14 protein-coding genes are annotated in these 14393 nt (G+C 26.9%); 4 read left to right on the top strand and 10 right to left on the bottom strand.

What is annotated here, in order from left to right:
* Nucleotides 1–181 precede the first annotated feature (181 nt).
* From CPIN17260_RS03265 to CPIN17260_RS03250, 4 genes are read left to right on the top strand one after another with little or no spacing between them, the layout of a single operon-like run.
* A complete protein-coding gene (locus CPIN17260_RS03265) occupies nucleotides 182–640 on the top strand; it encodes a hypothetical protein (protein WP_069632807.1) in 459 nt (152 codons plus the stop codon).
* Nucleotides 641–2446 carry an excinuclease ABC subunit UvrC gene (gene uvrC / locus CPIN17260_RS03260; protein ID WP_069632808.1) on the top strand — a complete coding sequence of 602 codons (1806 nt, stop codon included), beginning with the start codon at nucleotides 641–643 and terminating at the stop codon, nucleotides 2444–2446.
* Nucleotides 2443–3195 carry a hypothetical protein gene (locus tag CPIN17260_RS03255; protein WP_069637223.1) on the top strand — a complete coding sequence of 251 codons (753 nt, stop codon included), beginning with the start codon at nucleotides 2443–2445 and terminating at the stop codon, nucleotides 3193–3195. Before uvrC ends, CPIN17260_RS03255 begins: the two co-directional genes overlap by 4 nt.
* On the top strand, nucleotides 3192–6038 hold the full coding sequence (locus CPIN17260_RS03250) for a response regulator (protein WP_078397984.1): 2847 nt from the start codon (nucleotides 3192–3194) through the stop codon (nucleotides 6036–6038). Before CPIN17260_RS03255 ends, CPIN17260_RS03250 begins: the two co-directional genes overlap by 4 nt.
* A 22-nt stretch (nucleotides 6039–6060) precedes the next feature.
* Here CPIN17260_RS03250 and CPIN17260_RS03245 read toward each other — a convergent pair whose 3' ends face one another.
* Genes CPIN17260_RS03245 through CPIN17260_RS03200 form a run of 10 tightly spaced genes read right to left on the bottom strand, consistent with a single transcriptional unit; the run spans nucleotide 6061 to nucleotide 14047 of the window.
* A complete protein-coding gene (locus CPIN17260_RS03245; RefSeq protein WP_078440551.1) occupies nucleotides 6061–7833 on the bottom strand; it encodes a peptidoglycan D,D-transpeptidase FtsI family protein in 1773 nt (590 codons plus the stop codon).
* Between the two features lie 5 nt (nucleotides 7834–7838).
* The gene (gene fliE, locus CPIN17260_RS03240) at nucleotides 7839–8129 is read right to left on the bottom strand and encodes a flagellar hook-basal body complex protein FliE (RefSeq protein ID WP_069632812.1); all 291 of its coding nucleotides are present in this window, start codon (nucleotides 8127–8129) and stop codon (nucleotides 7839–7841) included.
* Nucleotides 8129–8626 carry a flagellar basal body rod protein FlgC gene (gene flgC, locus CPIN17260_RS03235; protein WP_078440550.1) on the bottom strand — a complete coding sequence of 166 codons (498 nt, stop codon included), beginning with the start codon at nucleotides 8624–8626 and terminating at the stop codon, nucleotides 8129–8131. Before flgC ends, fliE begins: the two co-directional genes overlap by 1 nt.
* Before the next feature lie 10 nt (nucleotides 8627–8636).
* The gene (gene flgB / locus CPIN17260_RS03230; RefSeq protein WP_078440549.1) at nucleotides 8637–9071 is read right to left on the bottom strand and encodes a flagellar basal body rod protein FlgB; all 435 of its coding nucleotides are present in this window, start codon (nucleotides 9069–9071) and stop codon (nucleotides 8637–8639) included.
* Between the two features lie 40 nt (nucleotides 9072–9111).
* Nucleotides 9112–9723: a redoxin family protein gene (locus CPIN17260_RS03225; RefSeq protein WP_078440548.1), complete on the bottom strand. Its 612-nt coding sequence runs from the start codon at nucleotides 9721–9723 to the stop codon at nucleotides 9112–9114.
* Nucleotides 9724–9734: 11 nt separating this feature from the next.
* Nucleotides 9735–10196 (bottom strand): SsrA-binding protein SmpB, encoded by a 462-nt coding sequence (gene smpB / locus CPIN17260_RS03220; protein WP_069636927.1) that lies wholly within the window; start codon nucleotides 10194–10196, stop codon nucleotides 9735–9737.
* Nucleotides 10193–10942 (bottom strand): 4-(cytidine 5'-diphospho)-2-C-methyl-D-erythritol kinase, encoded by a 750-nt coding sequence (locus tag CPIN17260_RS03215; protein WP_078397982.1) that lies wholly within the window; start codon nucleotides 10940–10942, stop codon nucleotides 10193–10195. The genes smpB and CPIN17260_RS03215 overlap by 4 nt, the downstream gene beginning before the upstream one ends.
* Nucleotides 10939–11169 (bottom strand): carbon storage regulator CsrA, encoded by a 231-nt coding sequence (gene csrA / locus CPIN17260_RS03210; protein WP_069632818.1) that lies wholly within the window; start codon nucleotides 11167–11169, stop codon nucleotides 10939–10941. The genes CPIN17260_RS03215 and csrA overlap by 4 nt, the downstream gene beginning before the upstream one ends.
* Complete coding sequence (gene truB / locus CPIN17260_RS03205) at nucleotides 11163–11984, bottom strand: tRNA pseudouridine(55) synthase TruB (RefSeq protein ID WP_069636926.1); 822 nt, start codon at nucleotides 11982–11984, stop codon at nucleotides 11163–11165. Before truB ends, csrA begins: the two co-directional genes overlap by 7 nt.
* Nucleotides 11981–14047, bottom strand: a complete 2067-nt coding sequence (locus CPIN17260_RS03200) for an ATP-dependent helicase (RefSeq protein ID WP_069632820.1) — start codon at nucleotides 14045–14047, stop codon at nucleotides 11981–11983. Before CPIN17260_RS03200 ends, truB begins: the two co-directional genes overlap by 4 nt.
* Nucleotides 14048–14393 lie beyond the last annotated feature (346 nt).

The following is a 14393-nucleotide window of genomic DNA, read 5'->3' as shown; positions in this document are numbered from 1 at the left end:
TTCTCCTTGAATGAAAATTAAATAACTAAGTATTTTACTAAAACAATATAAATTTAAGTTTTAAGTATATATTTTAACCATCAATATACTTAGATTGTGTAACATTTTCGCTATAAAATGGATCTGCTTTATAACCACACCCTCCAAGAAAAATTAATATAAAAAATGCTAAAATAACCTTATGAAAGATATTAAATTTATTATTGAAAAACATGTGTATCAAAATCCTTTATACGAAAAACTCAATAAAATAAAGCAATATCAAGAGCTAATAAGTATGATGAGCGAAACCCATAAACAATTTATATCGTTTTGTTATGTAAAAGACAAAACATTATTTATAGTGCTTAAAAATCCAATATTGCTTCGTGAACTGCGCTACGATAATAATATAAAAATGATAAAAGGTTTATTAAAAACCATAGTTCAGGTAAGACCAGAATCTGTTTTTGCTAGTGTAACAGATATAAAAATATTTGTAACAAATAAGATACAATTACAAAATAGTCTTGTTATTAACTACAATCAGCACATAAAAACACCGCCAAAAAGCAAGGGTGAGTTTAAAAATTTAGCAAAAAATCAAGAAATTTATATTCATTTTGAAGAGATTAGAAAAATCATAAAAGGAAAATTATAATTGCTATTAGATGAATTAAGAACTTTGCCAAAAAGTTCTGGTGTATATCAATACTTCGATGAAAAAAATAGACTTTTATATGTAGGAAAAGCCAAAAACCTTTTTAATAGAGTAAAAAGTTATTTTAATTTTACTCCGACTTTGTCCCCATCATCAAATCTAAGCCCTAGAATTTATAAAATGATAAGTGAAACAAAGCATCTTGAATACATAGTAACTAGTAGCGAAGCTGATGCATTAATACTTGAAAACTCATTTATAAAACAACTAAAACCAAAATATAATATTTTACTAAGAGATGATAAAACATACCCTTATATTTTTATAGACTTAAACGAAGATTTTCCAAGATTTGAAATAACAAGAAAGATAGTTCAAGGCGCAAATATAAAATATTTTGGACCTTTTTTTAGTGGTTCGAAAGATTTATTGGAAGCTATTTATATAAATTTTAGACTAATTCAAAAAAAATCGTGCTTAAAGAGTAAAAAAAAGTGCCTTTTTTATCAAATGCAAAGATGTTATGCTCCTTGTGAAAATGAAATTTCAAAAGAGGACTATAAAAAAATAGTAGATGAGGCATTGATATCTTTACAAAATCCTAGTTTAATGATACCAAAGCTAACAAATTTAATGCAAATATATGCAAATTCACAAAATTACGAACAAGCGGCAGCAATAAGAGATCAGATAAATAGTATAAAAAATTTAGAGGTAAAAATAGAGGTTGATATAGCAAAACTTGAAGATTTTGAGGTATTTTGTGTAACTAAATATTTGGATTTATTTTGCGGTATAAGATTTAGCATACAAAAAGGAAAAATAGTTGGTGTAAAAAGCGATATAACAAATGCAAAAGATGGAGAAAATAACGAAATAAATGAGATATATAAGCACTTTATACTTGATAATTTTGCTATAAATCAACCAGTAACAACAACTAAAATTTATACATTTGATGAGTTTGAAGATATGGATTTGGTAGCTGAAATTTTAAACAAAAGACATAATAAGAAATTTTCAATCAAGCAACCAAAAGTTGGAGAAAAAAGAAAAATTTGCGAAATAGCACAAAAAAATGCACAAATAACAATACAAAAACATATAAAAACAAATGATATGGGTTTTTTAAATGAGTTAAAAGAGTATTTTAACCTAAGCCATATACCAAACACGATAGAGTGTTTTGACAACTCACATCTATTCGGAGAAGCAACAGTTGCTGGTATGATAAGATATGAAAATGGAAATTTTGCAAAAGAAAAATATAGACATTTTCATCTTGAGAACAAAAATGATTATGATCAAATGAGAGAGAGCTTAACAATAAGAGCTTTAAGATTTGACAAATTAAGTCCACCTGATTTGTGGATAATAGATGGCGGAGAAGCTTTGCTAAATTTAGCTGTTGAAATACTAAAAAGTTCTGGAACAAATATAGATGTCATAGCTATATCAAAAGAAAAAATTGATGCAAAAGCACATAGGGCAAAAGGCAAAGCAAAGGATAAAATTTACACCATAAACAATAAATTTAATTTAGCGACAGATGATAAAAAGCTTTTATTTTTTCAAAAAATGAGAGATGAGGCTCATAGATTTGCAATAAGCTTTCATAGAAAAATTAAAAGCAAACAAGATACACAAAATTCAAAACTAGCAAAGCTTGGAATTTCAAAGGGAAGCATTACAAAATTAGTTAATTTTTATGGAAGTTTTGATAAAATATATAAATCAAGTTATGATGATATAAAAAGAATAACCAATAAAAGTGTTGCGGATAAAATATTTAAGGAAAAGTCTTGATAATATACAATAAAGATTATAAGATTATAGGGATAGACAAAAAAACTTTAGGAATTTTAGAGTATCACGACTTAGAAGATTTTTTATCGCAGTACAAAGATATAGACGAAATAATACAAAATTATCCAAAAAATATTAACAAACCTTTTATACAAAATATTATAGAAAATTCAAACACAAAAACAAAATTTAATATAAAAACAAAAAGTGGTAAAACCGCAATCGCGATCTTTAAAATAGATGAATTTTTTACTAAAGGCACTGATAGCTTCTATGGCTTAGAGCTTGTAATTGAAAATGTAATTTCACAAGATAAAAATAATACAAAAGATAATATTTTTCATATTCCAGAAGTTAGACTTCCAATACTAAAGAATACAAAAAATAAAGAAACATCTAAATTTCATAGAAATATATCTATTGATGAAGCTTGGCTTGAAAAAAATAGAAATTTCTTAAACCTAGAAAAAGATGAATTTATTTCATATATGAATATTTTTATAAGAGACACTAAGAGACATGAATTAGCAATACAAAATGCAATTATTACACATAATATACAAGAAATAAAAAAAATCACAAAAAAAATAAAAGAAACTGCAATTATATTACATATAACACCCCTGGTTAAAATTTTTACAGAAATTCAAAATTCAAACAACTCAGAGTTAAATACATTAATACTTAATGTTAAAGAAAATATAGATGAATTACAAAATGTTTTGTCTAAATATCAGGAGAATGTATGAAAAAATTTAAAGATTACATTGTAATTATACCTTTAATTTTTACTATTTTTTTTATATTGTATAAAATATATAATTTTTCTACCTATGTTTACAACTCCAACAAATTAGCAGAGAGCATAAAAGAGCAAAATATTTTAAAAAATATAATAAAATCACTTATATTAGAAAGAGAGATAGTAAATTCTAAAAAAAATAATTTTTACAATATAGATATTTTAAGAAAAAAAACCGATGATGACATAGATGCATTAATTTCCTTTAAGCCAGAAAAACAAGATGAAACAATATCAATAAAATCACAAGTTGAAATTTTACGACAAAGAATAACTAGCAATTATATATTTTTAAGTTTTTATAGAAATATAAACGATTCAATGATAAACGGAAATTCTAAATTTTTAGATCTCAAATCATTAAATAATGAATTAAGAACATATATTATTATATTAAATGATATATATATAAACGCGTCAAAAATAAACTTTAATAGAGAATACATACAAAAAGCTATAACAAATAACGAACAAGTTTCAAGCAATAATATATTAAACTGGCTCCAAGCTGATATTTCAAATCTTATAGATATAAAATTTTTACCAAAAAATGAATCAAAAGAGAGAATGATAAATTTTTTAAATACTTCTAAAAATAGTGGATATTTAAAAAAAATATTTGAAGAAGGCAATAAACTATCAGAATTAAAGAAAAAAAACATAACAAACGAAGAATTGTATCTAATAGATAATTTTCAAAAAGATAAATTTATATTTTTACTAGAAGCTTCAAATATCATAGAGTCTGAATTATCTATCAAAAATTCAATTATTTTAAAAAGATATAAACAAAATATAATATTATCAGTCACATTGCTTATGATTTTTATATTTATTACCATCAATATTATTAAAAAAATTAAAGAGCTAACAATTATAAAAGAAAATATCAGATTAGCAAAGGATTTTTTTTATGATAATCAAGATGAATTAAATTTAGAAAATTACAATACGATCTTAAATTTTAAAGACATATATGAAAATTTAAAAAAATCATATAAAAAAATTATTACTTTAAATAAAATTAAAAGCAAATATATAAAAAAAGCAACTCAAAGACAAAAAATGCAACTAGAAGAAAAACTTCATAGTATATCATTTTTAAGAAAAAGTTACACCTCATCTGAACAATTAAAAGCACTTAGCGTATTAGAAGAAAATTACTCAAAAGAATACTCTACATTTAATGATATTTTAAACACTGTATATTTTGAAAACAACGAATTAGAAAAAAGCGAAGTTGTCTTTAATCCACAAGATGTTTTCAGCATAGCTCTTGAATCTAGAATTAATGAAATCAACAAAAAAAATATAAATTATACAACCTTTATAGACCCTAAAATAAAAAATAATCTTATAGGAGATAAAGATAAAATAATAAATACAATATCTAATATTTTGTTTTGCGCTATATATCAATGCAACCAATATTCAAAAATTGTAGTAAAAATAAAACAAGTCATAAATTCTAAAAACAATGATGTAACAAATATACTATTTACTATAAAAAATAATGCTGATTCAACACTTGAAAATTTTATTCAGAATGAAGATGTTGTTGATATAAAAACAATAGATGATGAATATATGCAATTTTGGCTATCTCTATCCTCTCTTTATTTAAAAAGTATGCAATCAAAGCTCAAAATAAAAAGCTCAAAAGATATTGGTAATGAATTTTCATTTGAAATTGTATTAAAAACAATGAATGAAATAGAAGAATATCAAAATTTAAATAACAAAATACCTATTGCATATATCGATGATTTAGATAAAGACTATAATATATTTTTCAAAAAAACATTACAAAATATAGGTTTAAATCCGACTGTTTTTTCAAGCTTAAATAAAGTAGACAATATTAAAAATTATCGAATAATATTTACAAGAAAAACAAAAGATATATCTTATGATTCACAAAATATTATAAGTATAAAAGATCCTTTAACACCTATAAAAATTTTACAATATCTACAAAAAAATACAGATACAAAATCAACTCAAAAATTTATTTTAAATAAACCACAAATACTAATAATAGAAAATAATAATATAAATCTTAATATCATAAAACATTCATTTGAAAAATATAATATTGATATAACATCAGCAAGCGATCATAAAAACATAGAAGAATTAACAAAAAACAAAAGATTTGATTTATTTTTAATGGATACAGATGCATACGGACTAAAATCTTTAGAAATTGCAAAAAAATATAAAAATAATGAAATTGGAAGACATACCCCTATAATAGCTATGATATCTAGTGCTGGAAGTATATCACCAGAACAATCATTAACAGTATTTGATGAATACATAAAAAAACCATTTAGCAAAAAGAATTTAAGAAGAATACTTGCAGGTTTTATACCAAATTTTGATACTTTTTTAAACAACAATAATATATATAAAAAAAGTTATAATATTTTATTATTTAAAAAATCACCTATTGAAAATAAAATATTCGCTGGAGCATTATCTGAATTTAATACATATTTGACAACTGCGGATAGCTTTGAAGAATTTGAAAATTATATAAAAAATACAATTTATGGTCTAATATTTATAGATGATAATGAAAAAAATTTTGATACCAAAAAAATATTAAGCTTAATAGAAGACTCCAGGATAGTATTTGGCATAGATACAAAATTATTTATATTTAGCAATAAATCTAGAAATAATTTCAGTATTAAACATTATATTAAAATATTATCACCACAGATAAACAAAGCTCAACTGGTTGAGATAGTTAAAAAAGAGATGCTAGGCGGGGGTAAAAACTAATAATTAATAGATAACTTTTTACTTACTCATCATTTTTCTCAATCTCGTTCTTTTTCAGATAACCTTCATTTACAAGCAAATCAACAGTTCTCTTAAATACCGGTAAAGCACTTTGTGCCCCATAATAATAATATTTTTTCTTAGGATTTCTAGCAAGAACACCTATAGTATAGTTATGTCCAAAATCATCATTTGCAAACCCAAAAAATGATCCATTGTATGTATTAGAATATACTCCATTTTTAGCTATATGAGCTGTTCCTGTTTTGCCTCCTACTTCCAAGCCAGGGGTAAATGCTTTTTGACCAGTTCCTTTTTCAACAACTTTTATAAGTATTCTTTTCATTCTTTTTGCAATATCTTGAGATATTATTTGTTTTGAGTTTTGATTTAATCCATTTAATATAGGTGGAGAATATTTCTTGCCATTTTTTTCAAAATATACGGCAAAATGCGGGATAACAGCAATGCCTTTATTATTAAAAACATTATAAGATTTCAAAAGCTGCATAAATGTTGCACTAACACCGTATCCATAGCTAACTGTTGCTTTATATGTTTGAGAATTAAGCTTAATAGCACTTGGTATCGCACCTACTTGTTCATAAGGTATATCAACGCCAGTTTTTTGAGTAAATCCAAAATTTATAAGACCATTATATATCTGAATACCATCTAAACGCTTAGATAGCTCAATCATACCTATATTTGAACTATATGCTATAACATCCTCGGCACTCATGCTTGGCTCAGGATGAGTATCTCTTATGATTCTTTTTCCAAGTTTATATTTACCATTATAAGTATTTACGATCTCAACCGGATTTAATTTTTTTTCAGACATCAATATAGAAAATATAAAAGGTTTAAACACAGAACCTATCTCATATGAATACTCAGTAGCTGCTGAGTTTAAAGACAATATATCTTGTTTTCTAATACTTGATGGATCATATCTAGAACTTGATGCAAGAGCTAAAATTTCACCTGTCTTGCTATCCATAACACAAGCTATAATTTCACTAGCATCTAAAAATTCTCTTTGGTTATCAACTATTTTTTCAAGCATACTTTGGAATTTTAAAGATACAGAAATTCCAACATCATATCCATCTACTCTATTTGCAAGATTAGATTCACTCGTAAATATTATATTGCTTCCAACATCTCTTGGACCTATAAATTTTGCATCCTGAATAGGCGCCAAAAAATCATCATAATACTTTTCTATACCTTTTGCACCGGAGCTTTTTCCATCTTTTTGTATCATATAGCCAATTATAGGGGTTAAAGCATTTTTTGCTATATAAGTTCTATTTTTTCTACTCTCTTCACTTTCAAATACATCAAGACCTTGTATAAAACTAGAGCCATGTATAGGTATAAAAATCTTTTTTTGATATAATTTTCTTGATAATTCTTTTAAATGCATAGCTGTTTTTGCATCTATATTTTCAGATAATACAAGCAAACCTCTTGTTTTGTTTATAAGGTTTCGTATTTTTTTCTCACTGTCCCCACTATAAATAGAATAAAGTTTTATAAACATATCTTTTTTATTTGGGTCTATACTTCTTGTATCAAGCTTGGCTGTATATAGCTTCTGACTCACAGCAACTCTAAAGCCATCTTTTGTGATTATAGAGCCTCTTAAAGCAGTATTATCCTCGCTTGTTTGCATACTTGGTAATTTTCTATCTATGCTTATACGAAAAAACATAGATGATAAAAAAATCAATATAAAAACTAAAATAACTATATAAAGAACAGTAGTTTTTGTTTTGTTTGAATTCATAAAATCTAAATTTGAGTTCTTGATATCTCTTTATAAGCACTTAAAGCTTTATTTCTAATCTCTAACATCAATTTCATACTTGTTTCAGCTTTGCCTATCGCTATTGCTGCTTGATGTAAGTCTTTAACCTCTCCAGTAGCAAGATCGGCGATTGCTTTATCGGCATTTTCTTGAACCTTATTTAACTCTTTTAATGAGTTATCTAAAACACTAGCAAAATCAACATCTGATTTTTTTTGAGTGGTTTTATCTTGGTTTAATTGTGAGATCTTGGATATACTAGATATATCGTTCATTATTGTCCCCCTGCAATCATTTGTATAGCGCTTTGAGCTATACTTTTAGCACTTTGAAAAGCAGCAACATTAGCTTGATATGCCCTAGTAGCCTCTATCAAATCGCTCATTTCTATAACTGGATTAATATTTGGATAAGCAACATACCCATTTGCATTTGCATCCGGATGGTTTGGATCATATTTTAGCTGAAAATCTTTATCATCCCTAACTATCTTATCAACAACAACACTCATAACAGGTGGAAAAGCATCTTTTGGCGATGCAGGATCATCTAAAGGATTTGAATATTCAAGCATAGAGTTTTGCTCTTTTATTTGTTTGTTTAAAACCTTATCAAAATCAAAAGCTTTAAAGATAACCTCTTGTCTTCTATAAGGACCGCCCTCTGCTGTTCTAGTTGTGTTTGCATTAGCTATATTTGAGCTAATAACATTCATTCTAAAACGCTGTGCACTAAGTCCATATCCACTAATATCAAAATCATTTAAATACATCTATTCAACCTTACATTTTGCCACTTGCGTCTATTACGCTTTTAAATATAGAACTATCTCTTTTATAAGCACTATCCAAAGCATTTAACATTATATAGTTTTTACTAAGTTCTGTTGTTTCAACATCTAAATCAACAGTATTTGCATCATTTCTAGCCAAATGGCCATCTCTTAAAAACACACTAGCTACCCCAGTTCTTGGAAAACCAACCATATCTATATGTTTGTCATTTGTTTTTGCTAATTTTAATTCTTTACTTTTTGTTTTATTGTAAATCTCATTAGCCCTAGAACTAAGCTCTGATTCAAAACCTATATCTCTTGATTTATAAAATGGAGTATCTATATTTGCAATGTTGCTAGATATCATCTTTTGTCTAAGCTCCCTAGCACTCATAGCTGATTCAACCAATGGTCTTGATTTTGATGTCTCTAAAACAAACATTAACTACTCCTTTTTAATCACACAATACTATAAGCAAATTTTATTCCATATTTTGCTTAAGACTATTAATTCTTTCAATATCACTTTGCATTCTACTCATTTTAATACCGCCAAGATAGTATTTAACTCCGAATTTGCCAGTATTATTATCAGTTACAAGTTGATAATATCCATTTTTCAAAATAACTTTAAATGGAAGTGCTATCTCGTGCTGATAGCCTATATCCTTAACAACTTGTTCTGCGATTCTGTCATTCACACTTTGATTATTTGTTATAAAATAAAAAGCATTATATTTTTGAATAAAATCACTTACAACATATTCATCGGTGACATTTTCAAAATGAGTTAAACCTATGATTAAAAAATCTTTTTGATTATCAAGTTGATACTTTGCTATACCCGGAGCCTCTTCTTGGCAAGGTGGGCAAAAAGTACCAAATATATCAATAACAACAACCTTGTTCTCTTCACCTTTTACAACAAAGCCACCATTTTTACGAACCAAAACTTTATTTTGACCATTTACGCCTTTTAAAACCACCTCTTCAGAATCTTTAAATTCTTTAAAACCAGAAATATTATCTACCTTATCTTCTGAACAGCCAATAAAAAATATAGCCATTATTAAAAACAATAAACCTTTTTTCATTTTATTCCTTTTTATAAATTTTTACCAAAATTTTTCATAGCAGACCTTGCATCCATATCAGCCTGTTTTTTCTTCAATGTCTCACGCTTATCATGCAGATTTTTACCTTTTGCAAGAGCTATTCTAACCTTAAACATATTTTTATCATTTAGATATATAGAAATAGGAACTATAGTAAATCCATCTCTAGTTACCAGTCCAAACATTCTATCTATCTGTTTTCTATGCATCAAAAGCTTTCTAGCACCTCTTTCATCTGGTCTAAAATGACTATGTGTTGTTTCAAGATGAGAAATATGCGCATTTAATAAAAAAATCTCTCCTTTTATTATACGAACAAAACTATCTTTTAAATTCGCCCTACCAAGCCTTAAAGCCTTTGTTTCGCTACCTTTTAAAACTATACCAGCTTCAAAATTTTCTATTATAGAGTATTCAAAAAATGCTTTTTTATTTTTTGCTACCTCTTTCACTTTACACCCTTTAAACCAAACATCGTGCTTCCGCTGCCGCTTAAAAATTTATTATCAAAATCTTTCATCTTAGAATAAAGAGATAAACAAGGCAAAAATAGATCATTTAACTCATAATTTTTATACATACACAAAAGCTCATTGCTTTTTTTATTCATAAAATTATCAGCTTGTTTTATATCTATATTTTGCATAAATTTATCTCTAAACTCACGATAAACCCTTGGCGTTTCACAAGATATATTTGGCATAATAAGATCTATTTGTGGAATTTCATCATCAAAATAAATCACATTTTCACCAATACCACTTACATTTGCACTAGGATAATTATATACAAAAAAAGGTACATCTGAACCTATTTTTGAAGCTATCTCGGCAAGTTTTTCTGTTTTTATGTTTAGATTTAATTCTTCGTTTGCTAATTTTAAAAAGGTAGCAGCATTTGAACTACCACCTCCCATTCCGCTTCCCATAGGTATATTTTTTTTCAATACTATTTTATGATTTTTAAAATACTCATCTAGTTCGTTTTTATATCCTGCTTTTTCTAACTCTTTTTTTGCTTTTAATACTATATTATCATCTATATCATAATTACTTTCTATATAAAATTTATCAGAAAGTTTAAAATAAATCTCATCATAAATATCATTTAAAAGTATAAATCTTGAGTTAATTTCATGATAATTTCTACGAGTACCAACTATTTTTAAAAATATATTTAATTTAGCAAAACTTTTCATTTTTCTATTTTTTTTCTAAGCTCATCAAAGCTATCACAAGGAACATCTTTACTAGCTTGCTTATTTGAGTCTTTAATTTGATTTGCAAGTTCGCTTCTTAGTATCATTGTGTTTTTAGGGGCTTCTATTCCAAGCTTTACAGCACCTTTATTTATACTAACTACAACCAATTTTATATCATTGCCTAATAATATCTCTTCATTTTCTTTTCTTGACAATATTAACATTTTTTTACCTTATTTAAACAATAATTTATCTCATCATCTTTTATCTCAATAATACTAAAAAATTCATCATATTCCAATAAATATTTTCCATTTTTTTGCATTTTAAGCTTACATAAATCTAGCTTTTTACCATCCATTACTTCATTAATATCACCAAAATACTCATTTTTTGGCAAATTTAAAATACTTATAGGGTCTAAAAATCGTTCGTTTTCAAATCTAAACTCACCCTCGCTAACCCTTTTTAAAGCACTAAGTGTAGCATTTACACCCATCTTTTGTGCAAAAAGTTGAGCATAAGATCTTACATAAGCACCCTCATCTACTTTAACTCTTATGGTTAAAAACGGATGAGAATAATTTAAAATTTCACAAGAAAATATCTCCATTTCCTGAGATTTTAACTCAAACTCAACGCCACTTCTAGCAAGCTTATATGCTCTTACTCCATTGATATTTTTAGCACTAAATTTTGGCGGAATATAACTAACCTTGCCCAGCAAAGATTTTCTTACTATCTCAAAAACATCTGGCGAAAACGGTCTTAGTTTTTCAACTTGATATATATTTTCATTATCCCCACTCTCACTACTTGCACCAAACCAAATTGTAGCTTCATATACTTTTGGGGTCTTATTTAAATAAGAAAATAGCCTAGTGTAAGAGCCAAAAGCTACAACCAAAACCCCAGTAGCAAATGGATCTAAAGTGCCAGAAAAACCAGCTTTTTTTACTTTATATTTGCGTTTTAGTCTACTTAAAAAATGATTTGAACTCAAACCATAAGGCTTGTTTGCTACAAAAATTGCATTCATACAGCTTTTTCCACAAAACTAGACATTATTTCTTTCACATTTCCACCAAAATTTATAGTTAGTTTAAACTCTTTTTTAACCCTTGAAAGCCCGGTAACACGCCCTATTCCAAAAATTTTATGTTTTACAAGATCACCTTTTTTATACTCATTACTTCGTTCTATAACTAAAGAACCTTGTATTAAACCGGCCTCTGACAAAAATCTACTTTTATTAAGTCTAGCACGCTGACCTTTATAAAATCTTGAGTTTGCATAGCTTAAACTAAGTGATTTTTTAGCCCTTGTTATAGCAACATAAGCAAGTCTTCTCTCTTCCTCCAAATCACTTCCATCGCCTATCAAAGGGAAAAATCCCTCCTCCATACCTATAACAAACAAATGCTCGAACTCCAAACCCTTGCTAGCGTGAACACTCATTATAGATATCATCTTATCACTAACACCATCTTGTTCGCTGGTTAAAGTAAGCTCATTTAAAAACTCGTCCAAATCAAAACTTGGATCTTGTTTTATCTGATCTTTTATCATCGCATAAAATTCATCAATATTCGCAGCCCTATCACTACCATCTGGTAAGCTCTCATAATATTTTCTTATTCCAAACTTAGCTTCCAAATCATCAATAAGCTTAAAAATCCCATCAGAATCACCAATATCTTTTAAATTTTGTATAAAATCACACAAAGAAGTTGCTGTTTTTTTATTAAAAACATCATCTTTTTCACTAAGCAATTCAACCGCTTTAAATAAAGAAATTTTATTTTCAAAAGCAAAATTTTCTATCTTTTCAAGACTAACCTTACCAAGACCTCTTTTTGGGCGATTTATTATTCTTCTTAAGGAAAAATCATCATTTTGATTTGTGACAAGTCTTATATAGCTTATGATATCTTTTATCTCAGCTCTTTCATAAAACTTAACACCACCAACCATCTTATAAGGTATATTTTCTTTATTTAAACCCTCTTCTAATGACCTAGAAAGTGCATTTACTCTATAAAGTATAGCTATATCAGGTGCATTTACTCCGCTTTGTATAAGTTCTTTTATGCTTTTAGCTATCTTTGTAGCCTCAGCGACCTCATCTATACTTTCAAAAAGATTTACATTTTCGCCATCTTCTTTTGTGCTAATAAGTATTTTTCCAAGACGATTTCTATTGTGATTTATAAGCTCATTGGCTACTTTTAAAATTTGTGAAGTAGAGCGATAGTTATGCTCTAGTTTTATAATTTTTGTATTATTAAATTGATTTTTAAAATTTAAAATATTGTCTATTTTTGCACCACGCCAACCATATATACTCTGATCATCATCGCCAACAACACATATATTTGAATGAGATGTGCATAGCTTTCTTAAAAGTTTATATTGAAGCTCATTTGTATCTTGATACTCATCTACCATTATATATTTATATCTATTGGATATGTTTTTTGCTAACTCATCATCACTATCTAAAATCTTATATGTAAGAACTAACAGATCATCAAAATCAACAAGATTATTAGCACTCAAATACTCTTCATATTGTTTATAAATTTGAGCTACTTTTTGATAAAAGCCATCTTGATTTTTTTCGCCGCTTAGTAAAGTTGCATTACTTAAAACATCTTCAACACTAAAAAGTGAATTTTTATAATTTGAAATTTCATTCGACAAAACAGATGTCGGCAAAGAACTTTCAAACCCTTTTAAAATCTTTTTTTTATCATCAGTATCAATTATGATAAAATTATTTTTTCTACCTAGCCTATCTATATAAAACTTCAAAAACAAAAGTCCAAATTTATGAAAAGTACAAAGTAAAGGTATTTGAAATTCATTCTTATCCAGTAGCCTCAAGGCCCTTACCCTCATCTCATTTGCTGCTTTGTTTGTAAAAGTCAAAGTAAGTGTATTTGCCGGATCTATACCAACCTCTCCAACCAAATAAGCAAGTCTTGAAGTTATTGTTTTTGTCTTACCACTTCCGGCACCAGCTAGTATAAGCATAGGACCATCTATATGAGTTGCAGCCTCTTTTTGTGTGTCGTTTAATTGATTTAGTATTTCACTCATTTTCTAACTTTAATTTTTTAAATTTGATTATATTAATTAGTATGATTTTATCTAAAAATAGTTAAAATATAAATTATGCATTTTATTAAGTGTTTAAAAACTCTTTTATCCTAGCGATAAATTCATCTTCTTTGATTTCATTGTCCAATATTTCTATATTATAATTTTAGTCTTGCTATCTCCAAGCCAATTATAACTATAAGTATTATCTTGATCCAAACCTTTACTAAGTGAATATATAAACCCACCAGCAACTAATTCATATTTTTATATTTGGCATCAAAGACTAATATTTTTTTGTTTTTTATGATTTATCATCTATATATCTGGTATGATTTTTCTTGAT

This window comes from Campylobacter pinnipediorum subsp. pinnipediorum (genome assembly GCF_002021925.1).
GTDB lineage: Bacteria > Campylobacterota > Campylobacteria > Campylobacterales > Campylobacteraceae > Campylobacter_A > Campylobacter_A pinnipediorum.
This window is presented reverse-complemented; position numbering and strand designations above follow the sequence as displayed.

Bases quoted from the DNA above. Each gene is read 5' to 3' on its own strand.
- CPIN17260_RS03265 (WP_069632807.1), top strand. From the start codon at position 182: ATGAAAGATATTAAATTTATTATTGAAAAACATGTGTATCAAAATCCT.
- CPIN17260_RS03250 (WP_078397984.1), top strand. From the start codon at position 3,192: ATGAAAAAATTTAAAGATTACATTGTAATTATACCTTTAATTTTTACT.
- CPIN17260_RS03245 (WP_078440551.1), bottom strand. From the start codon at position 7,833: ATGAATTCAAACAAAACAAAAACTACTGTTCTTTATATAGTTATTTTA.
- fliE (WP_069632812.1), bottom strand. From the start codon at position 8,129: ATGAACGATATATCTAGTATATCCAAGATCTCACAATTAAACCAAGAT.
- flgC (WP_078440550.1), bottom strand. From the start codon at position 8,626: ATGTATTTAAATGATTTTGATATTAGTGGATATGGACTTAGTGCACAG.
- flgB (WP_078440549.1), bottom strand. From the start codon at position 9,071: ATGTTTGTTTTAGAGACATCAAAATCAAGACCATTGGTTGAATCAGCT.
- CPIN17260_RS03225 (WP_078440548.1), bottom strand. From the start codon at position 9,723: ATGAAAAAAGGTTTATTGTTTTTAATAATGGCTATATTTTTTATTGGC.
- CPIN17260_RS03215 (WP_078397982.1), bottom strand. From the start codon at position 10,942: ATGAAAAGTTTTGCTAAATTAAATATATTTTTAAAAATAGTTGGTACT.
- csrA (WP_069632818.1), bottom strand. From the start codon at position 11,169: ATGTTAATATTGTCAAGAAAAGAAAATGAAGAGATATTATTAGGCAAT.
- truB (WP_069636926.1), bottom strand. From the start codon at position 11,984: ATGAATGCAATTTTTGTAGCAAACAAGCCTTATGGTTTGAGTTCAAAT.
- CPIN17260_RS03200 (WP_069632820.1), bottom strand. From the start codon at position 14,047: ATGAGTGAAATACTAAATCAATTAAACGACACACAAAAAGAGGCTGCA.